This window comes from Streptomyces gelaticus (genome assembly GCF_014649535.1).
Lineage (GTDB): Bacteria > Actinomycetota > Actinomycetes > Streptomycetales > Streptomycetaceae > Streptomyces > Streptomyces gelaticus.
In genome coordinates this window covers 312,034-338,338 of record NZ_BMTF01000007.1, presented here as the reverse complement: position 1 = coordinate 338,338, position 26,305 = coordinate 312,034, and the positions used below count along the sequence as shown (strand labels likewise).

The window sequence follows — 26,305 nt, the reverse complement described above, 5'->3', positions numbered from 1 at the left end:
GTACACACGAACCGCCCGTCGGCCACGCGCCGGCGGGCGGTTCATGCGTGTACCGGGGCCGTTGCGGTGCGGGCTACGGGCTCATCCGGGGCTTCGCTTGCTCAAGGTCTTGACGGGGAGTACCGCAAAACGCTCAGCTTGGAGTTCACATGTTGGAGAAAACGGTAGGAGTGAGAGAGTCGATGGAGACTCCGGGGTCGCAGACATCTCTGCATCGCGCCAACCTCGAGCGGGTCGTGCGCGCGGTGCGCATGGCGGGCTCGCTCACCCAGGCGGAGATCGCACGGAGCACCGGCCTGTCAGCGGCCACCGTCTCCAATATCGTTCGTGAACTGAAGGAAGGCGGCACGGTCGAGGTCACCCCCACCTCGGCGGGCGGCCGCCGGGCCCGCAGCGTCTCGCTCAGCGGCGACGCGGGCATTGTGATCGGGGTCGACTTCGGCCACACGCATCTGCGGGTCGCGGTCGGCAACCTCGCCCACCAGGTGCTCGCCGAGGAGGCGGAGCCGCTGGACGTCGACGCCTCCTCGGCGCAGGGGTTCGGGCGGGCCGAGCAGCTGGTCAGGCGGCTGATCGAGACGACCGGGATCAGTCCGGACAAGGTGATCGGGGTGGGGCTCGGTGTTCCCGGCCCGATCGACGTGGAGTCCGGCACGCTGGGCTCCACGTCGATCCTGCCGGGCTGGACGGGCATCAACCCCAGCGAGGAGCTCGCGGGCCGGCTCGGTGTGCCGGTGCACGTCGACAACGACGCCAACCTCGGCGCGCTCGGCGAGCTGGTCTGGGGGAGCGGCCGCGGGGTCAAGGACCTCGCCTACATCAAGGTCGCCAGCGGTGTCGGCGCCGGTCTGGTGATCGACGGGCGCATCTACCGGGGACCGGGCGGCACGGCCGGCGAGATCGGGCACATCACGCTCGACGAGTCGGGCCCGGTGTGCCGCTGCGGCAACCGCGGATGCCTGGAGACCTTCACGGCGGCCCGGTACGTGCTGCCGCTGCTCCAGCCCAGCCACGGCCCCGACCTCACCATGGAACGGGTGGTCGAGCTGGCCCGCGAGGGCGATCCGGGCTGCCGTCGGGTGATCGGTGACGTGGGGCGGCACATCGGCAGCGGGGTGGCCAACCTCTGCAATCTGCTCAACCCCAGCCGGGTGGTCCTCGGCGGATCGCTCGCAGAGGCGGGCGAGCTGGTGCTCGCGCCGATCCGGGAATCGGTCTCCCGCTACGCCATTCCGAGCGCCGCCCGGCAGCTCTCGGTGCTGCCCGGGGCGCTGGGCAGCCGGGCCGAAGTACTGGGCGCACTGGCCCTGGTGCTCTGCGAGATGGGGGATTCGACCCTTTTGGGGAGCGCTCTGCCGAAAGGCACTGCTGCCTTCACTTAGATAACGGATGGCACCGTTGTCATCTCGTTAAGGATTTACTCCTTGACGCTGACGTCGCAGCCGAGTTGACTTCCAGCCACCTCGGCCGCGACGTCGCGGCCACGTCAGGGAGGCAACCCCGCATGAACGCAACGACGCGACGCATCGTCATCGGCGCGGCCGCACTTTCCATGGCCGTGTCCCTCGCCGCCTGTGGCAAAGCGGGTGATGACAAGGACTCCGGCAGTGGCGGGGACGGGAAGACCATCGGTCTGCTCCTGCCGGAGAACAAGACCACTCGTTACGAGACCTTCGACCGCCCCATCATGGAGGCGAAGATCAAGCAGTTGTGCAGCGACTGCGAGGTCAAGTACAACAACGCCGCGCAGGACAGCGAGACCCAGAAGAAGCAGTTCGACGCGCTGGTCACCCAGGGTGTGAAGGTCATCATCCTGGACACCGTCGACTACAAGGCCGCGAAGTCCTGGGTCCAGCAGGCCGCGAAGAAGGACGTCAAGGTCGTCGCCTACGACCGTCTCGCCGAGGGCCCGATCTCCGCCTACGTGTCGTACGACAACGAGAAGATCGGCCAGCTCCAGGGCGAGGCCCTGGTCAAGGCGATGGGTGCCAAGGCCAAGGACAGCAACGTTGTCATGATCAACGGCTCGCCGACCGACCCGAACGCGCCCTTCTTCAAGAAGGGCGCGCACAGCGTCCTCGACAAGCAGGTCAAGAAGGTCGTCTACGAGCAGGACATCCCGGACTGGTCGGCGGACGAGGCCAACAAGAAGATGGGTGCGGCCATCGACTCCCTGGGCAAGGACGGCTTCCAGGGCGTCTACTCCGCCAACGACGGCATGGCCGGCGGCATCATCACGGCCCTGAAGAAGCAGGACGTCAAGGTTCCGGTCGGCGGTCAGGACTCGGAGCTCGCCGGTCTGCAGCGCATCCTCGCGGGCGAGCAGTCCTTCTCGATCTACAAGCAGATCAAGCCGGAGGCCGAGACCACCGCCGAGATCGCCGTCAAGCTGCTCAAGGGCGAGAAGATCGACGACCTGGCCCCGGTCAAGGTCGACAGCCTCTCGGGCGAGTTCAAAGGCATTCCGTCTCGTCTGTACGACGCCTCGGTCGTGACGAAGGAGAACATCGCCTCCACGATCGTCGCGGACAAGGTCTACAAGGCCGAGGAGATCTGCACCGCCCAGTACAAGGCGGCCTGCGACGCCGCCGGCATCAAGTAGCCCCGCCGGCAGGCGTCACCCCGGTCCGGTCCGGCACCCGCCCCGTCCATGCCCCGCAGCAGGGGCGGGTGCCGGACTTCTCACCGGTCCCGGTCACCGCACGCGGCCGTCCTCCGGGAGCCCACCCGGATCCTCCGGCCGGCGCGCAACCCCCTCGCGGCACGGTCCCGGCGCGTGGTCGTCCCCCGGCGACGACGTTCCGGGGCGGACCCCGCAGACGTGCCGGCCGTCCCGGCGGCCCGGTGACCGGCACCGCCCCCTGTGCTCAGCAGTACCATCCCCGCCGGTCAGGCGGCGAAGGAGATGATTCACGTGTCCGCTACGCCCGTGCTGGCGTTGCGCGGAATCTCCAAGCGGTTCGGCGCCGTCCAGGCGCTCACCGATGTGGACCTGGAGATTCGTTCCGGCGAAGTGGTCGCCCTGGTCGGCGACAACGGCGCCGGCAAGTCGACGCTCGTCAAGACCATTTCGGGTGTCCACCCGATCGACGAAGGCGCCATCGAGTGGGAGGGCAGGACGGTCCGGATCAACCGGCCCAACGACGCCCAGGACCTCGGAGTCGCGACCGTCTACCAGGACCTGGCCCTCTGCGACAACCTCGATGTGGTCGCCAACCTCTTCCTCGGCAGCGAGCTGCGCAAGGCATCCGTCCTCGACGAGATCGCGATGGAGAAGCGCGCCAAGGAGCTGCTGGACACCCTGTCCATCCGGATACCCAGCGTCCGCATCCCGGTCGCCTCGCTCTCCGGTGGTCAGCGCCAGGTCGTGGCCATCGCCCGCGCTCTGATCGGTGACCCCAAGGTCGTCATCCTCGACGAGCCGACCGCCGCCCTCGGCGTCGAGCAGACCGCCCAGGTCCTCGACCTCGTCGAGCGGCTGCGCGAGCGCGGTCACGGCGTCATCCTCATCAGTCACAACATGGCCGATGTGCGCGCCGTCGCCGACAAGGTGGCGGTGCTGCGGCTGGGCCGCAACAACGGAGTCTTCGACGTGGCGACCACGTCCCACGAGGAGATCATCTCCGCGATCACCGGTGCCACGGACAACGCCGTCACGCGCCGCCAGGCCCGCACAGCCTCGAAGGAGGACGCGAAGTGAGCGACCTCGCCAAGACCCCCAGAACTCCTGAGTCCTCCGAGACCCCTGAGACCCCCAAGGTCTCCATCGAGAAGCCCGCCGCGGCTGAACCGTCGGCGGCGCCCGTACCCGCGGTGGACCCGCGCCTGCTCGTCCGCGAGGAGGGCTTCGCGGGCTACTGGGCCGAGTTCACCCGCAAGGTGCGCGGCGGCGAGCTCGGCTCACTGCCGGTCCTCGTCGGCCTGATCGTCATCGCGATCGTCTTCCAGTTCCAGAACAGCAACTTCCTCTCCGCCAGCTCCCTGGCCAACGTCGCCGTCTACAGCTCCGGCCTCGGCATCATGGCGGTCGGGATCGTCTTCGTACTGCTGCTCGGCGAGATCGACCTGTCCGTCGGCTCGGTCGCCGGTGTCGGCGCTGCCGTCTGGGCCGTGCTCAACGTCAACCACGGCTGGAACGACTGGACGGCGGTGCTCGTCGCCGTCCTCTCCGGCATGGTGATCGGCGCGCTGCACGGCTTCTTCTTCGCCAAGATCGGGGTGCCGGCCTTCGTCGTCACCCTGGCCGGATTCCTCGGCTGGAGCGGTCTGCAGGAGTGGATGATGGGCGGTGAGGGCTCGATCAACACGCCGTCCGGCAGCATCGTCGAGAACCTCACCAACTACTTCTTCGAGGACAAGGCCGTCGCGTACGGTGTCGCCCTGGTCGCCGTCCTCGCGTACGCCGCCTCGCTCCTGGTGGACAGCCGGCGCCGCGCCGCCGCGGGCCTGCCCTCCCGGCCGACCACCGAGATCGTGCTCCGTACCGGGATCGTCGCGATCCTGTGCTTCGCCGTCGCCTACGTCCTGAACGAGCCCTCCGGCGCCCGCGGCCTGCCGCTCGCCCTGGTGCTCTTCCTCGCCGTGCTGGTCGTCGCGGACTTCGTGGCCCGCCGGACCACCTTCGGCCGCCAGGTCTTCGCGGTGGGCGGCAACCCGGAGGCGGCACGCCGCGCCGGTATCGACGTCGACCGGATCCGGATCACCGTCTTCGCGCTCTCCGGGATGCTGGGCGCCTTCGGCGGCCTCTTCATCGCCAGCCTCTCCGGCGGCGCCACCAAGAGCGCGGGCGGCGGAAACACGTTGATGCTGGTCATCGCGGCCGCCGTCATCGGCGGCACCAGCCTCTTCGGCGGCCGGGGCAAGGTCTGGTCCGCGCTGCTCGGCATGATCGTGATCCAGTCCATCCAGCAGGGCCTGAACATGATCGGCATGGCCAACGCCATCCAGTACATGATCACCGGCGCGGTGCTGCTGGCCGCCGTGGTCATCGACTCCGTCTCCCGCCGCACCCAGAAGACCGCGGGCCGCGCCTAGGAACCACGGACACCACCGCGCACGGTCCGGTGCCCGGCGACCCGCATCGGGCGCCGGGCACCTCCGGGCGCCGGGCACCGCGTGGGACAACAGCACATTCCATGCCCGCTGCCCGCGCGGACGGGCGGAACATTAGACTCATCGGATCGGCATGCTCGACCAGCTCAAGACGCAAGGAGGCACGGGTGGCTCTGCTGACCCGCATCGGTGGACCGCGTGACCTGGACCGGCTCACTCCCGAGCAGCTGGACCAGCTCGCCGAAGAGATCCGGACCTTCCTCGTCGACGCCGTGTCGAAGACCGGCGGCCACCTCGGCCCCAACCTGGGCGTGGTCGAGCTGACCATCGCCCTGCACCGGGTCTTCGACTCGCCGAAGGACAAGGTGCTGTTCGACACCGGTCACCAGAGCTATGTGCACAAGCTCCTCACCGGCCGCCAGGACTTCTCGAAGCTCAAGAGCAAGGGCGGCCTCTCCGGTTACCCCTCCCGTGCCGAGTCCGAGCACGACATCATCGAGAACTCGCACGCCTCCACGGTGCTCGGCTGGGCCGACGGTCTCGCCAAGGCCAACGAGGTGCTGGGCAAGGACGACCACGTCGTCGCGGTCATCGGTGACGGAGCACTCACCGGCGGCATGGCCTGGGAGGCGCTGAACAACATCGCCGCCGCCAAGGACCGCCCGCTCGTCATCGTCGTCAACGACAACGAGCGCTCCTACGGTCCGACCATCGGCGGCCTCGCCAACCACCTCGCGACGCTGCGCACCACCGATGGCTACGAGCGCTTCCTGGCCCGCGGCAAGGACATCCTGGAGCGCACCCCCGTCGTCGGCAGGCCGCTGTACGAGACGCTGCACGGGGCCAAGAAGGGGCTGAAGGACTTCATCGCCCCGCAGGGCATGTTCGAGGACCTCGGTCTGAAGTACGTCGGCCCGATCGACGGCCACGACATCGAGGCCCTGGAGTCCGCGCTCCAGCGCGCCAAGCGCTTCGGCGGACCCGTCATCGTGCACTGCCTCACCGAGAAGGGCCGCGGCTACACCCCCGCCCTGCTCGACGAGGCCGACCGTTTCCACGCCGTCGGCAAGATCCACCCCGACACCGGCCTCCCGGTCGCCACCTCGGGGCTCGACTGGACCTCCGTCTTCGGCGAGGAGATGGTCAAGCTCGGCAAGGAGCGCGAGGACATCGTCGCGATCACCGCGGCCATGCTCCAGCCGGTCGGGCTGACCAAGTTCGAGAAGGCGTTCCCGGACCGGATCTACGACGTCGGCATCGCCGAGCAGCACGGCGCGGTCTCCGCGGCGGGCCTCGCCACCGGCGGACTGCACCCCGTCTTCGCGGTGTACGCCACCTTCCTCAACCGCGCCTTCGACCAGGTCCTGATGGATGTCGCGCTGCACAAGTGCGGTGTGACCTTCGTCCTGGACCGGGCCGGGATCACCGGCACCGACGGCGCTTCGCACAACGGCATGTGGGACATGTCGATCCTCCAGTGCGTGCCCACGCTCCGGATCGCCGCCCCGCGCGACGCCGACCAGGTCCGTGCCCAGCTCCGCGAGGCCGTCGAGGTCGACGACGCACCGACCGTGGTCCGCTTCTCCAAGGGCGCGGTCGGCCCGGCGGTCAAGGCCGTCGGCCGGGTCGGCGGCATGGACGTGCTGCGTGAGCCGGGCACCACCCGGCCGGACGTCCTTCTGGTCTCCGTCGGCGCGCTCGCCCCGATGTGCCTGGAGATCGCGGATCTGCTGGAGGCCCAGGGCATCTCGACGACCGTCGTCGACCCGCGCTGGGTCAAGCCGGTCGACGAGGCGATGGCCCCGCTCGCCGAGCGGCACCGGGTCGTCGTCACCGTCGAGGACAACAGCCGGGCCGGCGGCGTCGGCTCCGCCGTCTCCCAGGCCCTGCGCGACGCCGGGGTCGACGTACCCCTGCGTGACTTCGGCATCCCGCCGCGCTTCCTCGACCACGCCTCCCGCAAGGAGGTCATGGCCGAGATCGGGCTGACCGCGCCGGACATCGCCCGCCAGGTCACCGGCCTCGTGGCCAGGCTGGACGGCCGCTTCGAAAGCGGCGACGACCCCCGCTCCGTGATCGAGCCCGCCCGCGACTGACGCCGCGACCGGGAGCCCGCGAGAGCGCGCACCGGTACGGCCGATGGGCCGGTCGAGTCACCCTGTACGGGTGGTCCGACCGGCCCATTCGCGTGAAATCGTCCGATGCGGAGCCCGGCGCCGCCGGTGCGGTCCCAAATCATGGCGTACACGACGAGTGCGTGGAGGTACGCCGGTGACTGCCCAGCAGGACACACCACCCAGCAGCGACGGACTGTTCCGGACCAAGACGGTCGAGCAGTCCATCCGCGACACCGAGGAGCCGGAGCACGCGCTCAAGAAGTCCCTCTCCGCTCTGGACCTCACGGTCTTCGGAGTGGGCGTCATCATCGGCACCGGCATCTTCGTCCTCACCGGCAAGGTGGCCAAGGAAACGGCGGGTCCCGCCACCGCGCTCGCCTTCGTGGTCGCCGGCGTCGTCTGCGCGCTGGCGGCGCTCTGCTACGCGGAGTTCGCCTCCACCGTCCCCGTGGCCGGCTCCGCCTACACGTTCTCGTACGCCTCGCTCGGCGAGCTGGTCGCCTGGATCATCGGCTGGGACCTGGTGCTGGAATTCGCCCTGGGCACGGCGGTGGTGGCGGTCGGCTGGTCCGGGTACGTCCGCTCCTTGCTGGACAACTTCGGCTGGCACATGCCCGTCCTGCTCTCCGGACCGGATGTGGCGAAAGGATTCGGCTTCGACATCCTGGCCTTCGCCCTGGTGCTCGTACTGACCGTGGTGCTGGTGCTCGGCATGAAGCTGTCCGCCCGGGTCACGACCGTCGTGGTCGCCATCAAGGTCACGGTCGTGCTGATCGTGATCGTCGCGGGCCTGTTCTTCGTGAAGGCCGCCAACTACTCGCCGTTCATTCCCGAGGCGCAGCCGCAGCCCTCGGGGGCCGGACTGACCGCGCCGCTGGTCCAGCTGATGTTCGGTTACGCGCCCACCAATTTCGGCGTCATGGGCATCTTCACCGCCGCCTCCGTCGTCTTCTTCGCTTTCATCGGCTTCGACGTGGTGGCCACCGCGGCCGAGGAGACGAAGCTCCCGCAACGTGACATGCCACGTGGCATCCTCGCCTCGCTCTTCATCTGCACCGTGCTCTATGTCGCCGTATCGCTGGTGGTCACCGGCATGGAGCACTACAGCCAACTGTCGGTGGAGGCCCCGCTGGCCGATGCCTTCAAGGCCGTAGGCCATCCCGTCTACGCCGGACTCATCAGCTTCGGAGCCGCGATCGGCCTCACCACCGTCTGTCTGATCCTGCTGCTGGGACAGACCCGGGTCTTCTTCGCGATGAGCCGGGACGGGCTGCTGCCGCGGTTCTTCTCCAAGACGCACCCGAAGTTCGGCACGCCGTACCGTCCGACCGTCCTGCTCGGTGTGATCATCGCGATCGTCGCCGGTTTCACCAGCATCAACGAGCTGGCGACGCTGGTGAACATCGGGACGCTCTTCGCGTTCGTCGTGGTCGCCCTGGGCGTGATGGTGCTGCGCCGTACCCGCCCCGAACTCCACCGCGCCTTCCGCACCCCGTGGGTACCGCTGATCCCGATCCTCTCGGTGGCCGCGTCGGTGTGGCTGATGCTCAACCTGCCCGCGGAGACCTGGCTGCGTTTCGGCATCTGGATGGCCATCGGCGTGGTCGTCTACTTCGCGTACGGGCGGGGGCACAGCCGGATCAACGAGGGCCTCGGCCGGCCGTAGCCCCGCCCGTACGCGACATGTCCGCCGGCGGTCGACGCAATTGCCGCGTCCCGGCCGCGCCTCCCGCTTCGTCAGCCGCCCATGGCGGGGGACTTCTTCGCGGACTCCGGGATCGTGCCGTCCTTGCGGATGGCCTTCCAGAGGTCGTCGGCCTGCGGCTGGGCCGCCACCACGCGGTTGGGGTCCTGCTTGTCGTACGCCACCGGCAGCATGATCGTCTCCATGGTGCCCGGGTCCACGCCGTTCATCGACCGCGCGAACTCCGCGAGCGAGGTGAGCGAGGCGAGCCCCGCGTCGGTGGTCAGCGACTTGGTGGCCGAGCTGGCGATCTTGTAGGACTTGGCCGGACTGCCCAGCAGGTCCTGCGACTTGACCTCGCTCAGCAGGGCGAGGAGGAACTGCTGCTGAAGCCCGATCCGGCCGAGGTCGCTGCCGTCCCCGATGCCGTGGCGGGTACGGACATAGGCGAGGGACTCGGTGCCGTCGAGCTTGTGCGGGCCCTTGGCGAGGTCGAGACCGGACGACTTGTCGTGGATGTCCTGCGGAACATCGACGGTGACGCCCCCGATGGCGTCCACAAGATCCTTGAACCCGGCGAAGTTGATCTCCAGGTAGTGGTCGATCCGGACCTCGGACATCTTCTCGACGGTCTTGACCACGCAGGCCGGACCGACCTGCGAGTAGACGGAGTTGAACATCACACGGTTCGCCGACGGCACCGTGGATCCGTCGGCCTTGGTGCACTCGGGCCGGGTCACCAGGGTGTCACGGGGTATGGACACGGCGACCGCCCTGGACCGGCCCTCGGGTATGTGCACCACCATCGCGGTGTCGGACCTCGCACCGCTGACGTTGCCGCCGCCGCCCAGCTCCTTGTTCTCGGCGCCGGCCCGCGAGTCGGAGCCGAGCACCAGCAGATTCTGACCGCTGGTCGGCAGCTTCTCGGGGCGGTCGTCGCCGAGCGCCTTGTCGATGTCCACGCCCGTGATGTTTCCGTCGAGGCGGCTGTAGAGCCAGTAGACGGTGCCGCCGGCGGCGAGCAGCAGGATGAGCAGGACGCTGAGAGTGATCTTGAGGCCGCGGCGGCGCTTGCGGGGTGACCCCCGCCGCTTCCGTCCGCCACCGGAGGCCGGACGACCGTCGTGCGTGCCCTGTGTCATGGCGTCGTGGCTCATCCTGGTCGAGTCCTCAAATCTCATGGCCCGAGGTGGGCTGTGAAGTGCGTGGGACTCGGGTGGGGGGTGTGGCCGGTCCGTGCATGCATGACTGAGCGTGCACTATAGAACAGAGGATCGTGCGAATGGGTGTTTTGATCCCTGGAATCATGATCTGCGCTGCTCGAACTACTATTCGCTCATGACTTGGTTGATCACGGGTGGAGCGGGCTTCATCGGGGCGCATGTGGTCCGCGCCATGCGCGAGGCCGGTGAGTCGGTCGTCGTGTACGACGACCTCTCGACGGGCGACCGCGCACGCCTGCCTGCGGATGTCCCGTTCGTCCAGGGGTCGACGCTCGACGCGGCCCTGCTGCGGAGCACCCTGACGGAACTGCCGGTGCGGGGCGTGGTCCATCTCGCCGCGAAGAAGCAGGTGGGGGAGTCCGTCGAGCGCCCGCTGTTCTACTACCGGGAGAACGTGCAGGGCCTGCAGACCTTGCTGGAGGCCGTGGCCGACAGCGAGGCGCGGGCGTTCCTCTTCTCCTCGTCGGCGGCCGTCTACGGAATGCCCGACGTACGGGTGGTGACGGAGACCACTCCGTGCGCCCCGATCAACCCCTACGGCGAGACCAAGCTGACCGGCGAGTGGATGGTCCGCGCCGCCGGAAAGGCGCACGGCATCGCCACCGCCTCGATGCGGTACTTCAATGTCGCCGGCGCGGCCGCCCCGGCCCTCGCCGACACGGGCGTTCACAACCTGGTTCCCATGGTTTTCGAGAAGCTGACACAGGGGGCGGCCCCGGTGGTCTTCGGCGACGACTACGACACCGAGGACGGCACCTGCGTACGCGACTTCATCCACGTCGACGACATCGCCTCGGCGCACCTCGCTGCTGCGCGAGCGCTCCTCGACCGGGAGCCCGGCACCGATCTGACCGTCAACATCGGCCGGGGCGAGGGCGTCTCGGTGCGCGAAATGATCGAACTGATCGGTGAGGTGACGGGATACGGAGCAGATTCGGCGCCGGTATCGGCGCCGCGCAGAGCGGGCGACCCGGCGAGGGTCGTCGCCTCGGCCGACCGGATCCGCACCGAGCTGGGCTGGTCCGCACGGCACGACGTGCGCGAGATGGTCGCCTCGGCATGGGAGGGCTGGTGCCTCAGGCACCCCGCGGCGCGCCGTCCCGCCGCCGCGGCCACCTCGACCTGAGCATGGCATGGCTTGTTTATGATGTCTCGATCCAGATGCCCGTGACCTGCGCGGGCCTGCTCACAGGGGAGGGTGACGAACGGCGATGCGCAGCACCTCCCCACGTGAAGCCGAGCAGCGGAGCGAGCCCGTCACGGAGGCGTCCGGGCGGCTCGCCCACGTCCTGGGCGGCCCCTGGCTGCTGACCGGGCACGACGGCAGGCTGACCGCGTACGTCCATGTCGACGGTGCCGTGCTGCGATGGACCGAGTCCGCCCCCGGCGGTCGGCGGTGGGCGGGACCGGACGTCCTGCCCGCGAAGGACATCGACCGGCTCACCGTGGTGCAGGGGCAGAATCGTTACGCCTATCTGCTGGGGCGCCGGGTCCGGCAGCGGGCCGACGGCTGGACGAACGTGGACATCATGTACGCCACGCAGTATCAGACGGGCCGTCCGGTGACGCAGTGGCGCTCACTGGGCAACCCGTTCAAGGAGATCGACCGGGCGGTCGAGACAGGCGCCCCGGCGGGCACCGTCACGAGCGACGGCGCACTGCACGTCTGTGTCCCGACCGGGCCGGGCTCAGTGGCCCTGCGCCGCGAGGACAAGCGTGGCCGGTGGGAGGCATGGACGCAGCTCCAGGTCTCCGGCTGCACCGACGGGCCCGCGCCCGCGGCGACCTCGTCCGGCCTGGTGGAGGTCCTGGTCCCCACCCGCACCGCCGCGCTCCAGCTCCGGCAGTCGGAGCCGGGCGGCGCCCTGGTGCGCGGATACGACGTGCCCGTGCCTCCCCTGCCCGGATCGGTGACCGCCCTGGCGACCGCCCCGGGCAGGCTGACCCACTACCTCACCGACGCCCGGGGCTCCGGTGCTGTCGCGATCCGGGCGGGCAGCTGGCCCGTACCGCTGGGGGGCAACCCCGGGGACGGCCGGATCGCCGCGGTCCGCACGACGGTGGACGGCTTCGACTGCACGGTGCTCGCGGTCCGCGGGGCCGACGGAACGGTCCACCTCGGTGTCTGTGCGACCGAGGGCGAGCAGGCCGGATTCTGGTGGACCGGCACCGGAATGGTCTGCACCGGCGATCCGGCCCTGGCGGCCGACGGTCACGGAAGAGCGGTTGTCGCGGCCGTCGGCGCCGACGGCCGCCTGGCCGTCGCACGCCAGGAGGACGGCCAGGGGCTCACCCTCGGCGACTGGAGCCTGGTATGAGTGCCACGGGTCCGGCGCAGCGCGTGACGATCGTCGCCATCGGCCCTCGCGAGGCGGTGGAGCTCGTCGCGGCGCAAGGGGCCGGTGCCGAGCTCACCGTCCTGTGCGTCGAGGAGGGCGGCAAGGACGGACGGGCGGCACTGGACCGCGCGCTCGCGGACGCCGGACGGCGCGGCTGCAAGGTCGTGGGTTCCCCGCGCACTGTCGGTACGCAGGACGGCGGCGACGGGCTGCTCCGGGAGCTGCGGGCACTGCGCCCGCAACGGGTGCGGCTGGCGGATCCCGATCCGACGCATGTCTCGTACGACGAGGAACGCGATGTCCCCGTGCACGACGAGCCGGCCGGGAACGCCGACGCCGCGCTCGCCGCGCTGACCGCGGCCCGCGCGTACCAGCTGGAATCCGGGGCCCCGGTCTTCGTCGACTGCCACCGCGCCGGTGCGGGCCAAGGGCCCTGCGCCGCCCCGCAGCCGCGCTACCCGGACCCGGCGCACTGGCTGACCGAGGGATTCGACGGCAGGCTCACGGCCTTCCTGCCCTCCGCGGCGGGCGTCGTGCGGTGGACGCAGCGCGAGCCGGGGGGTGCGGCCTGGCAGGGACCGGAGCTCCTTCCCGGCCCGCGGCTGATGCCCGGCCTCCGGGTGGTCCGGGACGCGCACGGCTTCCCGCATCTCTTCGCACTGCGCAGGACCCCGCTCAAGGACGGCGGCGACGACCTCGCGGTGGTGCGTGCCGCCCAGTACCGAACCGGCCACCCGCTCACCCCGTGGCACTCGTTGGGCAGCCCGAATCCCGGCAACAGACACCGGAGCCGGGAGGTCGGCTTCCCGGCGGCAGCGTTCGACGGCGCCGGCGGCCTCTTTGTCTTCGTACGCAACTTCGGCCACAGCGTGAGCTGCCGGCACCAGGGGGCCGACGGTGTCTGGACTCCGTGGCAGCACCTGAGGGGCGTTCGTGTCGCCGACGAACTCGTCGCGGTGACCACGGCCGGCGGGGAGGTCGAACTCTTCGCGCGGGCCCGGGACTCCGCCGCGGTGCTGCGCTGGCACCGCTCGGGGCCCGACGGTGCGTGGACCGAGGACCGGTCGGTGCCGCTCTCTCCCCGTCCGGGATCGATGGCGGCCGGGCCGGAGCCGGGCACGATTCTCTTCCGCGACCTTGGGACCAACGAGCCCTGCGTCTGGTGGCCCGGCGCGGCGGGCCCGGTGCCGCTCGGCGGCACCGAAGGAGCGGGCCCCGTCACCGGCACCCGGGGTGTCGAGGTGGACGGCTGGGCGTACTCCCTGCTGATCCGTTCCGGTCCGGGGGGCACCTGCGCGGTGGGGATGCATGTCGAGGGCCGGGCCGACGCGGGCGTGTGGTGGAACGAGGTCCCCGCGGATTCTGCGGTGATGCCCGCAGTTGTCCAGGATCGTGCGGGCATTGTTACTTTGGCGACGCTGGCCGGATCACAGCTGGCGCTCTCTCACAGAGAGTCACCGTCCGGCGGGTTCGAGTTCATTGACTGGTACACAGTGTGACGGTTCGCGTCTCTTGATGATTTTTTTAGCCACAAGGTTGGCCGAAACCTGTTCAGATTTTGATAAAGTCTGTGAATCTTCAATGTGAAGGGTTCGGGGGAGTCTCGTGAACATTCGACTGCCCCTCGGCTCTGTATGGATGGACGGGGGCCTGCCGCTGTCGTTCTCGTGACTGAGGGGTTATGGCCAAGCTGTCCTTGCGTGCTGTCCAGAAGCTCACCTGCAAGAAGCGTGACGCGTGGTGGACGGTGATTCTGGTCGACCCCGTGGCCACGCGGATGCTCATCGTGATGGCGCGGTTCAACTTCATCACGCCCAACCGCGTGACGTGGGCGGCGCTGTTCGTCGGCCTCGGTTCCGCCGGATTCTTCCTCAAGGGCGACACACAGTCCCTGATCATCGGGGCGGCGCTCTACCACCTGAGCTTCATCCTCGACTGCATCGACGGGAAGCTCGCGCGGCTCAAGGGCAACGGCACCGTCTTCGGTGGCTGGCTCGACTACGTCTTCGACCGCATCAGGGTGCTCTTCTGCGCCCTCGCCCTGATGGGCGGGCAGTACCTGCGCAACGGTGATGAAAGGTTTCTGCTCGCCGCGCTGATGGTCGTCTTCCTCGACATGCTCCGGTACGTCGACGCGCTGCAGATCTACAAGATGCGCATGTCGATGCGGACGAAGATCGAGAAGGTCACCCAGGAACGCCGCGAGGCGGAACGCGCGGCCGCAGGCGAGAACCAGGCCGAGCCCGAGGCACAGCAGATCCGGTTCATGGAGGACCTGCTGCGGGAGAACCCCGAGGCCGAGGCCGAACTGCTCAAGGAACAGGCGGGCGCCGGTCAGGTGGTCGACCTGCACGCCCAGTTCCGCCACCGGTTCCCCTGGTACCTGCGGGTGCGGCAGGCGCTGCTGCGCAGCCGTATCAGGCCGCACCTCATCAGCGGCATCGAGTTCCAGATGTTCGTCTTCATCGTGGGGCCCCTGATCGGTCGGATCCTCCTGACCACCGTGGTCTCCGCGATCCTGCTGGGGATCTTCGAGCTGATCATCATGTACAAGTTCTGGCTCTCCACCCGCGACTTCACCCGTGTGATGGCCGAGCTGTCGCAGACCCCGTCCGGCGCGGGCTCCATCGCCCCCCACCTCCACCGGGGCCGGCACCGCCGCGGTGTGCAGGGCGACCCGCTCGCCGACCCGGCGTTCCAGGCACCGCCGCCCTACGAGGACCCCGGATTCCAGCCGTACCCCGAGCCCTACCCCTCGTACGGGACGCAGGTCCGGCCGGCCCCGGAGCAGCCGACGCAGATGTACCGGCCGCTGGGGACGCAGGGGCACGACCACCCGGCACAGGGGCAGCAGCAGGTCTACGCCCCCTATGCCGTGCCGCCCACGCATGGATACCCGGGCGATCGAGGGGGCGTCGGATGAACCACGAACAGGACACGCCTGACGTCTGGGTCACGGTGGTCATCCCCGCGTACAACGCGGCCACGACGATCGGCAAGGCGCTCCAGTCCGCCGTCAACCAGACGTACGAGCTGGTCGAGGTCCTCGTCGTCGACGACGCCTCCACGGACAACACCCTCGATGTCGTCAAGAACTTCGCCGGGACCAACCACCGTGTCCGGGTGCTCCGCCGGCCCACCAACAGCGGCGGCGTCGGTGCGCCCCGCAATCTGGGCATAGCCCAGGCCGCCGGCCGGTACGTGATGTTCCTCGACGCCGACGACGAGCTGCCGCCCCGCGCCTGCGAGCTGCTGCTGGCCGGCGCGCTGGAGAGCGGCAGCGACATCACCGCGGGCAAGGCCGTCCGGGTCAACCGGGCCACCGGCGAGAGCGAGGGCTGGGCCCCCGAGGTGTACGCGCTGGCGCGCACCGTGCCCGGTCTGGTGGAGTTCCCGCTGATGCTCGCCGACCCGATCGCGGCGGCCAAGCTGTACCGGGTCGACTTCCTCAGGTCGGGCGGGGTCTGGTTCCCGGAGGGGGTCTTCTACGAGGACACGTACTTCTCCACCGTGGCGGGCTGCCTCGCCGACGGGATCACCGTCATCACCGACCCCGTCTACCGGTGGATGTGGGAGCCCGAGGGCGGATCGATCACCGGCCGCACGGGCGAGCTGCGCTCCATCAGCGACCGGGTCGCGGTGCACCGGGCGACGGACGCGTTCCTGCTCGACCGCGGCCTGTGGCAGCTCAAGGTCCGAAAGGACTCGAAGTTCCTCGCGCACGACCTGCGCCTGTACATGCGGGCGCTGGCCGAGGGGGACCCGGAGTTCCAGCAGGGCTTCGCCGAGATCGCGAGCAACTACCTCTTCTCCATCAGCGACGAGGCCTTCGAACTGTGCGACCCGGTCGACCGGGTCAGGGCCTACCTCGTCATGTACCAGGAGATCGAGGCCGCGCTCACCACGCTCGACTACGTGCAGCGAAAGAGTGTGCTCTCCTCCTTCCTCGTGGAGGAGGACGGACGGGTGTACTGGTCGGGCGACCATCTGCACCTGCCGGACGCCCGGCGCATGCTCGACGTGACGGAGCTCGGCCTCTCGGCGGCCAGGCTCGCCCAGGAACCGCTCTTCGCCCAGCTCGACGAGTGGTCCGTGCGCGACGGGAAACTCCGCTTCGAGGGCAGGCTGGTCAACCGCTTCGGGCGGATCGAGCCCGGACACGACGTCAAGCTGACCCTGGCCGTGCGCAACCGCCATACGAAGAAGGACGTCACGGTCCCGGTCGACGGCACCGAGATCGGCGAACGGTACGTCCACTTCGGGGGGACCGTCGACCTGCCCTCCGTCCTCGGCGACGAATTCTCCGAGAGCACGGTCTGGAACGTATCGGTCGTCGTCGAGTGGAACCGAGCCAGGTCCCGCTCCCCGCTCAACGTACGGGACGTGGAACTCTCCGGGCTGGCCTTCTCGGCGAACGGGGAAGAGCTGGAGGGCTACCGCACGGTCAGCGGCAACCTCGCCCTGCGGGCGGCGACGGCGGGACGCAGGACCTTCGAGTCCGCGCAGAACGACCCCGACGCGCCGTGGATGTGGTGGCGCGACCGGCTCCACCCGCCGATATACCGCCTCGACCACCCCTTCGAGATGGCCGTCGTCGTGCCCTGCTACAACGTGGCCAAGTACCTCGACGACTGCCTCGGCTCGATCGCGGCCCAGGAGGGCTTCGCCGCCACCCAGGTCATTCTGGTGGACGACGGCGCCACCGACGAGACGCCCCGGATCCTCGACAACTTCGCGCAGTACTACGCCAACGTCACGGTCGTCCACCAGACCAACGGCGGACTCGGGAACGCCCGGAACAACGGCCTGGACCGGGTCACCGCACCGTATGTGACCTTCCTCGACTCCGACGACATCCTCGGCGAACGGGCCCTGTCGCACATGCTCCAGGCGGCCTGGCGGGACGGCTCAGAGCTGGTCGTGGGCGACCTGGTGAACTTCCCCGACCGGCCCTACGGACCCTGGAAGCAGTACTTCGGCCAGGGCGACCGCCTCATCGAGGACTTCGCCTCGGTACCCGACCTGATCTTCAGCGGATCCGCGTGCAACAAGCTGTTCAGCACGCAGCTGCTGCGAAGGCTCGGGGTGCGCTTCGGCGAAGGAGTCCACTTCGAGGACTCCTGGGTCACGCTGCCGAGCATGCTGCGGGCCAACGCCATCAGCCTGGTCGACCGTCCGGTGTACTACTACCGCGGGCGCCCCGACGGCTCCTCCATCATGGACTCCCTGTGGAGCAAGCCGGCGAACTACCGGGACCACCTGCGGCTCAACCACTTCCTGCTGGACTACACCGCGGCCGAGCGGGCCGACATCCGGCACATGTTCCAGCGCTATGTGACCCGCACCTACAAGGGCTTCCTGTGCAACGCCCGTAACGTCATGGGCAGGACACAGCTGGAGGAGATGTTCCCGGACATCTGCCGCCACTACGCGCAGATACCCGACGACGTCATCCTCGAATACGCCACCAACCCCGCTCAGCAGCTCGACCACTACGCGGCCAAGAGCGGGAACTTCGAGCTCTTCTGCAACCCGGAACCGGCGCTGGAGAACGCCCCGCTGGCGCTGGAGATCGACGACGACGGCTTCCACCGCACCTTCCCCGGAGGCGCCCGGAACACCCGGACCGCCCGCGTCAACGACCCCAACGTCGTCGTCGAATCGGTCCGCACCCGGGGCGATGTGCTGGTCGTGGAGGGCTGCCTGGCCTTCCCCGGCATGAACATCAGCGGCCCCATGGAGAACCCGCTGGAGTTCGTCTACCAGACCGCGCACGCCAAGATCGTCGTGCCCCTGTGCCAGGTCGCCCGCCGCGACCTGTGGAACACCCGCAACGGCCGTGACCTGTACGCCGGCTGGTACGCCGAGATCCCGGTCAAGGACCTCGCGCGCAGCGGATTCGGGGTCGGCGACTTCCGGCTCCGAGTGCACCGCGTGGATCATTCGAGGCAGCGCAACGTCGTCATGAAGGCGCGCCTCCCGCTGCACCGGCTGAAGGGCCCCGGCCGGATCGCCGGCTACCCCTACATGCTGACCATCGGGGGCCAGGACGCGCTGCACCTGCGCCTCGTCGACCGGAAGGCCGGCGCGCGGGCGAAGCACCTGCTGTGGCGGATGTCCCGTGAGATCCGCATTCTCAGGACCCGCAACCCGGGCTGGCGGATGCGTCTGGCCTACTGGCTCGTTCATCCGTTCCTCAACCGCCGTGAGATCTGGCTCATCGGCGAACGGTCGGACACGGCCCAGGACAACTCGTACCACTTCTTCAAGTGGATGCGGACGCACCGCAAGCGGCGCAAGGCGTACTACGTCATCGACGGGAACTCGCCCGACTACAAGAAGGTCGCCCCCTACGGCAGGGTGATCAAGCTCGGTTCCTTCAAGCACCGGATGTATCTGCTGCATGCGACCAAGCTGATCGGCTCGTACGACTCCGAGTCGTACCTGCTGCCCGAGGGCTATCGCAAGGTGCTCTTCCTGCACCGGTTCGGTGAGCTGCTGAAGTACCAACGGGTCTTCCTCCAGCACGGGATCATCTACAACGACGTGACATCGGGTGTGGACCAGCGGATCACCAGTTACGACATGATCGTGACCACGGGCCGTCAGGAACGCGCCTATCTGGCGCGCGAGGCCGGCTTCGGCGACCGCGCGGTGCTGGCGGGCCTGCCCAGGTTCGACGCGCTGCGGCGCGAGCCGAGAGAGCGTCCGCGCATCCTGCTCATGCCGACCTGGCGGCAGTGGATCGTCACGGCCTCCTACAAGAAGTCCGCGGGTCCGGCCAAGACGGCCTTCACCCAGTCCGAGTACTTCCGGTTCTACCGGTCGCTGCTCTCCGACCGGCGGCTCGTCGCGGCCCTGGAGCACTTCGGCGTCGACCTGGAGTTCTTCCCGCACTACGAGATCCGGCCCTACCTGCACAACTTCCGGATCGATTCCCCCGCGATCGAGGTCGCCGACCCCGGGACGCGCAATGTCCAGGAAGCCATGAAGGAATGCTCCCTCATGGTCACGGACTACTCGTCCGTCTTCTTCGACGTGGCCTACATGGGGATCCCGCTCGTCCATGTGCCCTTCGACGAGGAGGACTTCTACGGACGGCACTACAAGCGGGGCTACTTCAACCTGACGGAGCACGGCTTCGGCCCGGTCTGCCGTACGGTCGACCAGGCCGTCGACGAGATCATCGCCTCGATGGCCAGGAACTTCACGGTCGAGAGCCCCTACCGCGAGCGCGCGGAGCAGTTCTTCGCGCACCGCGGAGCGGGCAACTGCCAGCGTGTCTACGAGGCGATCGACGACCTGGGGACGGCGAGCGCCGCCGATCTCGGCCCCTCGGGGCCGGTGGCCGCGCTGCCCGCCGCCCGTGTGCACCCGGACGACGACACGCGGAGCGCACCGGACGCCGGCCGGACGGCCGTGCACACGGCGGGCCGAGGGACGTACGAGGAGGGGTGGGACCGTGCGGTCTGACTGGCAGGGCGGGCCCCGCCGGATCTTCCTCGCGGGCGACTCCGCCGCGGTGACGCGGGAGGCGAGCAAGGCACCCATGACGGGCTGGGGCCAGGTGCTCCACTTCTTCCTCAGCTCGCAGGAGGTGGAGATCGTCAACTGCGCACGGGCCGGAGCGAGTGCCCGCACCTTCAGCGAGCGGGGCAGGCTCGACTGGATCCTCCGGCACATCCGCCCCGGGGACTACCTGTTCACCTCCTTCGGCATCAACGACGCCAAGCCGGAGGAGTGGCTCCGCACGGAGGCCTACGGCGACTTCCCGCACCATCTGCGCAAGTTCGTCGACGGCGCGCGCGAACGCAATGCCCACCCGGTGCTGATCAGCCCGCCGGAACGGGACACCCACGATGTGCACGGCAACATGCCGAGGAGCATCACGGAGTACCCGATGGCGATGCGCGACCTCGCGGCCGAGTGCAGCGTTCCGTACATCGATCTCTACGGCCAGAGCCACAGCTGGTGGGAGGGGCTGGGGCCGGAGGGCGTACGTCCCTTCTTCATCCACCTCGAACCGCAGGAGCACCCGAACTACCCGGAGGGCTTCCACGACCCCGGTCACATGACGCCGCAGGGGGCCATCGCGTGTGCACGCTATGTCGCCTACGCGCTGGTGGAGCAGCGGATCGTGCCGCCGCACTGGGCCATCAACCTCGACCGCGCGGACTTTCCTCCGGAATGGGTGACCTGGCTCGACGAGGAGACACATGCCGAGCTGACCAAGTCACGCACACTGGGCTCGAACTGAGAGTCGGACGATCATGAGCACCTTCACCCTCACCGGAATGCGCAGCGTCCAGCAGGACAATCCCTCGGTCGTGGCGCACATGGAGCTGCGGTCCGACGCGGACCCCCGGCTGCCCGTCGAGCCCGGCCGGCAGATCGACTTCGAGTGGATCCTCACCCCGCAGGGCGACGGCACCCGCTACTACGGGTACCTCATGGCCGACTCCTTCGACTCGGTCGCCACCATCGAGAACATGGCGGGCATGAGCCTGCTGCCCTCGGGCGACCGGTATGCGACATCGACGGGCCCCGGTGTCGAGCGCGTCGCCCGGTTCACGCTCCGGGTGAACCGGCACGTCGCGCCCGACGCCTTCCTCGTTCCCGTCCTTCGCGCGGGCATCATCGCCGACGGCGGAAAAGGCCTCACCTCCACCACGTTCTCCCTGAAGAACTACGGGTACAGGATCGCCCCGCTGCCTCCGCAGGGACGGAGCATGACGGTGGTGCCCGGACACCGGGGAGTACTGACCGACCTCACCGCCGGGATGGGCGAGGACGTCCGGCTGGTCGGTGTCGGACCCGCCCGGCACGGGGTGACGAGTGCCGAGGTGGACGGAGCGGTGTCGTACCAGCCGTTCTCCCGGCATCTGGGCTACGACTGGTTCGACTATGTGCTCGACGCCGGCGGTGGACGCCTGGTCTCCGGCCGGGTGACGGTCCATGTCGGAGACCTCGGCGCGACACCCGGAGTGCTCGGAGGGTGGGCACCGGCAACGTGAGGCCGCACCGGGAACGCCTCGTGCGGTGGTGCGCGGTCCTGCTGGCGCTGGCGGCTGTCGCCACCGGCTGCACCGGGCACGGTCCCGCCCGGCGCGACGACCTGCCGGGAGCGTCCCCGTCCCCGTCGGCCGGGGCATGCGGGCAGAGCCTGCCGTGCGGGGTGGAAGCGGAGTGGACCACCCGTCGGCTGGCGGACGGGGCGCAGGTCTCCATCGGCACGGTGACCGTCCGCCCGTCCGCCCGGGTCACGGTGAGGCCGGTCGTCGGCGGCCATCTCGCGACCACCGAGACCGTGCACCGGATGGCGCGGCGCGAACGAGCCGTGGCCGCGGTGAACGGCTCCTTCTTCGACACCGCCGACTCCCCGGTCTTCAGTGGCTATCCAGGAGATCCACTGGGCGTTCTCGTGGTCGACGGCCGGCTGCTCAGCGAGGCGGCGAACGGCCGGACCGCACTGATCCTGCCCCCTCCCGGCGGCCGCCCCCGCATCGACGAGGTGCGTTCCGTGATGGGGCTGACCGCCCCGGACGGGGCGGCACGCGAGCTGGACGGGGTCGACCGGGTACCGGGCAGAATCGTCGGCTGCGGGGGCACCGGCGGGGACCGGTCGGCCGCTACGGGGCTGCCGGAGCAGCGGCCCCGGCACAACCGACTCTGCCTGGACGAGAGCGAGATCGTCGCTTTCACGCCCGACTGGGGCGCGCATTCACCCCCCGGCGCACCCGGCAGCACGGAGGCCGTGCTCGACGAGGGCGGGCGCGTGACGGAGCTCCGCAGCCCCGCCGGCGGCGAGATCCCGCGAACCGGCTCCACCCTCACCGGGATCGGGGAGGGCGCCGACTGGCTACGGAGCCACGCACGTCAGGGACTGCCGGTCGTCCGGCGGACACACGTGACGGACGGGAGCGGACGGAGCATTCTCGCGCCGGGAGGGTCCGTGCTGGGAGCGGGCCCCGCGCTGCTGCGCGGCGGAGAGCCATGGATCAACGGCGTGGCCAACGGCTTCACCGGCGACACCTCGTCCGAGCGCCAGCCGCGCACGGTCGCCGCCGTCAAGGCGGACGGCACGCTCCTCCTCACCGTCTTCGACGGCCGAAGCCCCGCCAGCGCGGGCGTCACGCTGCGGGAAGCGGCGGAAGTCCTGCGCTCCCTGGGAGCACGGGACGCCATCAACCTCGACGGCGGAGGCTCCACCACGATGGTGGTGAACGGACGGCTGCGCAACCGGCCCAGGAGCGCTCAGGGAGCACCGGTCCGGGAACGCGCGGTGGCCGATGCCCTGGCCGTCGTACCGCGCTGACGCACACCTGTGTCACGGCACAGGGCGGGGCGTACGGGGCCTCTCCCGGGCGGACCCACGCCCCGCCAGGAACGGGCCGTACGGAGAGGTCTCCGTACGGCCCGTTCCGGTACTGCCGGCCGGCGGTGTTACGCCGGAACGCTCGCCACACCCGGCGCGAGGAACTTCTTGCCGTTCACCCGCTCCGAGACGCCCTCACGGTCCAGGTACGGCGTGATACCGCCCAGGTGGAAGGGCCAGCCCGCGCCGGTGATCAGGCACAGGTCGATGTCCTGGGCCTCGGCGACGACGCCCTCGTCCAGCATCAGACCGATCTCCTGCGCCACCGCGTCCAGGACCCGGTCGCGGACCTGCTCCTCGGACAGGACGACATCGCCCTGCTTCAGGAGCGCGGCGACCTCCGGGTCCAGCTCCGGCTTTCCGGAGTCGTAGACGTAGAAGCCGCGCTTGCCGGCCTTGACGACCGCCGCGAGGTTCTCGGAGACGGTGAAACGGTCCGGGAAGGCGCGGTTCAGCGTCTCGGAGACATGCAGACCGATGGCCGGGCCGACCAGCTCCAGGAGGACCAGCGGGGACATCGGCAGGCCGAGCGGCTCGATGGCCTTCTCGGCGACCTCGACCGGGGTGCCTTCGTCGATGACGTTCTGGATCTCGCCCATGAAGCGGGTGAGGATGCGGTTGACGACGAACGCCGGGGCGTCCTTCACCAGCACCGCGGTCTTCTTCAGCTTCCGCGCCACACCGAACGCCGTGGCCAGCGAGGCGTCGTCGGTCTGCTCGCCGCGGACGATCTCCAGCAGCGGCAGGATCGCGACCGGGTTGAAGAAGTGGAAGCCGACGACCCGCTCGGGGTGCTTCAGCTTCGACGCCATCTCGGTGACCGAGAGGGACGAGGTGTTGGTGGCGAGGATCGCGTGTGCCGGGGCGACCGCCTCGACCTCGGCGAACACCTGCTGCTTGACGCCGATCTCCTCGAAGACGGCCTCGATGACGAAGTCGGCGTCGGAGAAGCCCTCCGCCTTGTCCAGCACACCGGAGACCAGGGCCTTCAGGCGGTTGGCCTTGTCCTGGTTGATCCGGCCCTTGCCGAGCAGCTTCTCGATCTCGGCGTGGACGTAGCCCACACCCTTGTCGACGCGCTCCTGGTCGATGTCGGTCAGCACGACCGGCACCTCCAGGCGGCGCAGGAACAGCAGCGCCAGCTGCGAGGCCATCAGACCGGCACCGACGACGCCCACCTTGGTGACCGGGCGGGCCAGGTTCTTGTCCGGGGCACCGGCCGGGCGCTTGGCGCGCTTCTGGACCAGGTTGAAGGAGTAGATCCCGGAGCGCAGCTCGCCGCCCATGATCAGGTCCGCGAGGGCCTGGTCCTCGGCATCGAAGCCGGCGCCCAGGTCGCCGTCCTTCGCCGCGGCGATGATCTCCAGCGCGCGGTACGCGGCCGGGGCGGCGCCGTGCACCTTGGAGTCGGCGATGGCCTTGCCCCGTGCGACGGCCTGGTCCCAGGCGTCACCGCGGTCGACCTCGGGACGCTCCACCACGACCGTGCCGTTCAGCACGTTCGCGGTCCAGATCAGCGACTGCTCCAGGAAGTCCGCGCCGTCGAAGAGCGCGTCGGCGATCCCGAGCTCGAAGACCTGCTTGCCCCCCAGCTGGCGGTTCTGGTTCAGCGAGTTCTCGATGATGACCGAGACCGCGCGGTCGGCGCCGATCAGGTTGGGAAGCAGCGCGCAGCCGCCCCAGCCCGGGACCAGGCCGAGGAAGACCTCGGGCAGCGAGAAGGCGGGCAGCGCCTTGGAGACGGTGCGGTACGAGCAGTGCAGACCGACCTCGACACCGCCGCCCATGGCCGCGCCGTTGTAGTACGCGAACGTCGGGACCGCGAGGCCGGACAGGCGGCGGAAGACGTCGTGGCCGCCCTTGCCGATGGCCAGCGCGTCGTCGTGGTTCTTCAGCAGCTCGACGCCCTTGAGGTCGGCGCCGACCGCGAAGATGAACGGCTTGCCGGTGATGCCGACACCGGTGATCGCACCCTCGGCGGCCTCCTTCTCGACCTGGTCGACGGCGGTGTTCAGGTTCGCCAGCGACTGCGGTCCGAAGGTGGTCGGCTTGGTGTGGTCCAGGCCGTTGTCCAGGGTGATGAGGGCGAAGCGGCCCGCACCGGCCGGGAGGTCCAGGTGGCGTACGTGCGCCTGGGTGACGACCTCGTCGGGGAACAGCTCGGCCGCACCCTTCAGAAGCTCAGTGGTGGAGCTCACTTGTTGCCTCCGTCTGCCTTGTCGAAGTGCGGGTTCTCCCAGATGACCGTCGCGCCCATGCCGAAGCCGACGCACATCGTCGTCAGGCCGTAGCGGACCTCCGGCTGCTCCTCGAACTGGCGGGCCAGCTGCGTCATCAGACGCACACCGGAGGAGGCCAGCGGATGACCGTAGGCGATGGCGCCGCCGTACTGGTTGACGCGCGCGTCGTCGTCGGCGATGCCGTAGTGGTCGAGGAACGCGAGCACCTGGACGGCGAACGCCTCGTTGATCTCGAACAGGCCGATGTCGTCGATGGTCAGACCGGCCTTGGCCAGGGCCTTCTCGGTCGACGGGATCGGGCCGTAGCCCATGACCTCCGGCTCGACGCCCGCGAAGGCGTACGAGACGAGGCGCATCTTGACCGGGAGGCCCAGCTCGCGGGCGACGTCCTCGGCGGCGAGCAGCGAGGCGGTGGCGCCGTCGTTGAGACCGGCGGCGTTACCGGCGGTGACCCGGCCGTGGGCACGGAACGGGGTCTTCAGCCCGGCGAGCGACTCCAGGGTCGTACCCGGGCGCATCGGCTCGTCGGCGGTGACCAGGCCCCAGCCGGTCTCGCCGGCCGAGCCCGCGGCGGAACCGCTGTCGGCCGCAGCGGTGCGGCGCACCGAGATCGGCACCAGGTCCTGCTGGATCTTGCCGTCGGCGTACGCCTTGGCGGCCTTCTCCTGCGAGCGGACCGCGTACTCGTCGGCGCGGAGCTTGGTGATCTGCGGGTACCGGTCGTGCAGGTTCTCCGCGGTCATACCCATGAACAGGGCGGACTCGTCGACCAGCTTCTCCGACACGAAGCGCGGGTTCGGGTCGACGCCCTCACCCATCGGGTGGCGGCCCATGTGCTCGACACCACCGGCGACGACGACGTCGTATGCGCCGAAGGCGATGGAGCCGGCCGTCGAGGTGACGGCGGTCAGGGCGCCCGCGCACATGCGGTCGATGGAGTAGCCGGGGACGGACTGCGGCAGCCCGGCCAGGATTCCGGCGGTACGGCCCAGCGTCAGGCCCTGGTCGCCGATCTGCGTGGTCGCGGCGATGGCGACCTCGTCGATCCGCGCGGGGTCCAGGTCCGGGTTGCGGCGCAGCAGCTCCCGGATGGCCTTCACGACGAGATCGTCGGCGCGGGTCTCGTGGTAGATGCCCTTCGGGCCCGCTTTGCCGAACGGGGTACGGACGCCGTCGACGAAGACGACGTCCCGGATGGTACGAGGCACGGTGGCTCTCCTCCAGGGTGCGGGATGGCACTGCTGCGCGGCACGCCCCGAAGCGCGCCGCCCCCAT

At 69.5% G+C, this 26,305-nt stretch carries 17 protein-coding genes; 14 read left to right on the top strand and 3 right to left on the bottom strand.

Annotation, left to right across the window (positions count from 1 at the left end; translation table 11 throughout):
• The first annotated feature begins 182 nt into the window (after window positions 1–182).
• From IE107_RS13830 to IE107_RS13805, 6 genes are all read left to right on the top strand, one after another.
• On the top strand, window positions 183–1,382 hold the full coding sequence (locus IE107_RS13830) for an ROK family transcriptional regulator (RefSeq protein ID WP_189544036.1): 1,200 nt from the start codon (window positions 183–185) through the stop codon (window positions 1,380–1,382).
• A 122-nt stretch (window positions 1,383–1,504) separates the two neighbouring features.
• Window positions 1,505–2,602 carry a substrate-binding domain-containing protein gene (locus tag IE107_RS13825; protein WP_229866903.1) on the top strand — a complete coding sequence of 366 codons (1,098 nt, stop codon included), beginning with the start codon at window positions 1,505–1,507 and terminating at the stop codon, window positions 2,600–2,602.
• A 303-nt stretch (window positions 2,603–2,905) separates the two neighbouring features.
• Complete coding sequence (locus IE107_RS13820; RefSeq protein WP_189544035.1) at window positions 2,906–3,700, top strand: ATP-binding cassette domain-containing protein; 795 nt, start codon at window positions 2,906–2,908, stop codon at window positions 3,698–3,700.
• Window positions 3,697–5,034 carry a sugar ABC transporter permease gene (locus IE107_RS13815; protein ID WP_189544034.1) on the top strand — a complete coding sequence of 446 codons (1,338 nt, stop codon included), beginning with the start codon at window positions 3,697–3,699 and terminating at the stop codon, window positions 5,032–5,034. Before IE107_RS13820 ends, IE107_RS13815 begins: the two co-directional genes overlap by 4 nt.
• Window positions 5,035–5,219: 185 nt before the next feature.
• On the top strand, window positions 5,220–7,148 hold the full coding sequence (dxs, locus tag IE107_RS13810; protein ID WP_189544033.1) for a 1-deoxy-D-xylulose-5-phosphate synthase: 1,929 nt from the start codon (window positions 5,220–5,222) through the stop codon (window positions 7,146–7,148).
• A gap of 175 nt (window positions 7,149–7,323) precedes the next feature.
• The gene (locus IE107_RS13805; protein ID WP_189544032.1) at window positions 7,324–8,835 is read left to right on the top strand and encodes an amino acid permease; all 1,512 of its coding nucleotides are present in this window, start codon (window positions 7,324–7,326) and stop codon (window positions 8,833–8,835) included.
• 71 nt (window positions 8,836–8,906) lie between these two features.
• Here IE107_RS13805 and IE107_RS13800 read toward each other — a convergent pair whose 3' ends face one another.
• Window positions 8,907–9,995, bottom strand: a complete 1,089-nt coding sequence (locus IE107_RS13800; protein WP_373302445.1) for an LCP family protein — start codon at window positions 9,993–9,995, stop codon at window positions 8,907–8,909.
• A gap of 196 nt (window positions 9,996–10,191) precedes the next feature.
• Here IE107_RS13800 and galE point away from each other — a divergent pair, with 196 nt between their 5' ends.
• The 8 genes from galE (at window position 10,192) to IE107_RS13760 (ending at window position 22,730) form a co-directional block, all read left to right on the top strand.
• On the top strand, window positions 10,192–11,202 hold the full coding sequence (galE, locus tag IE107_RS13795; protein ID WP_189544030.1) for a UDP-glucose 4-epimerase GalE: 1,011 nt from the start codon (window positions 10,192–10,194) through the stop codon (window positions 11,200–11,202).
• 85 nt (window positions 11,203–11,287) lie between these two features.
• Window positions 11,288–12,394 carry a PLL family lectin gene (locus IE107_RS13790; RefSeq protein ID WP_189544029.1) on the top strand — a complete coding sequence of 369 codons (1,107 nt, stop codon included), beginning with the start codon at window positions 11,288–11,290 and terminating at the stop codon, window positions 12,392–12,394.
• The gene (locus IE107_RS13785) at window positions 12,391–13,914 is read left to right on the top strand and encodes a PLL family lectin (protein ID WP_189544028.1); all 1,524 of its coding nucleotides are present in this window, start codon (window positions 12,391–12,393) and stop codon (window positions 13,912–13,914) included. Before IE107_RS13790 ends, IE107_RS13785 begins: the two co-directional genes overlap by 4 nt.
• A 182-nt stretch (window positions 13,915–14,096) precedes the next feature.
• On the top strand, window positions 14,097–15,338 hold the full coding sequence (locus IE107_RS13780; RefSeq protein ID WP_189544027.1) for a CDP-alcohol phosphatidyltransferase family protein: 1,242 nt from the start codon (window positions 14,097–14,099) through the stop codon (window positions 15,336–15,338).
• The gene (locus IE107_RS13775) at window positions 15,335–19,888 is read left to right on the top strand and encodes a bifunctional glycosyltransferase/CDP-glycerol:glycerophosphate glycerophosphotransferase (protein WP_189544026.1); all 4,554 of its coding nucleotides are present in this window, start codon (window positions 15,335–15,337) and stop codon (window positions 19,886–19,888) included. Before IE107_RS13780 ends, IE107_RS13775 begins: the two co-directional genes overlap by 4 nt.
• Entirely contained in the window at window positions 19,878–20,672 is a 795-nt protein-coding gene (locus IE107_RS13770) for a rhamnogalacturonan acetylesterase (protein WP_189544025.1), read from the top strand. The genes IE107_RS13775 and IE107_RS13770 overlap by 11 nt, the downstream gene beginning before the upstream one ends.
• 13 nt (window positions 20,673–20,685) lie before the next feature.
• Window positions 20,686–21,429: a hypothetical protein gene (locus tag IE107_RS13765; protein WP_189544024.1), complete on the top strand. Its 744-nt coding sequence runs from the start codon at window positions 20,686–20,688 to the stop codon at window positions 21,427–21,429.
• A complete protein-coding gene (locus IE107_RS13760) occupies window positions 21,411–22,730 on the top strand; it encodes a phosphodiester glycosidase family protein (protein ID WP_229866901.1) in 1,320 nt (439 codons plus the stop codon). The genes IE107_RS13765 and IE107_RS13760 overlap by 19 nt, the downstream gene beginning before the upstream one ends.
• Window positions 22,731–22,858: 128 nt before the next feature.
• On the opposite strand, the gene IE107_RS13755 is transcribed toward IE107_RS13760, so the two are convergent.
• Complete coding sequence (locus IE107_RS13755) at window positions 22,859–24,988, bottom strand: 3-hydroxyacyl-CoA dehydrogenase NAD-binding domain-containing protein (protein ID WP_189544023.1); 2,130 nt, start codon at window positions 24,986–24,988, stop codon at window positions 22,859–22,861.
• Window positions 24,985–26,238 (bottom strand): thiolase family protein, encoded by a 1,254-nt coding sequence (locus IE107_RS13750; RefSeq protein ID WP_189544022.1) that lies wholly within the window; start codon window positions 26,236–26,238, stop codon window positions 24,985–24,987. Before IE107_RS13750 ends, IE107_RS13755 begins: the two co-directional genes overlap by 4 nt.
• Window positions 26,239–26,305: the final 67 nt, after the last annotated feature.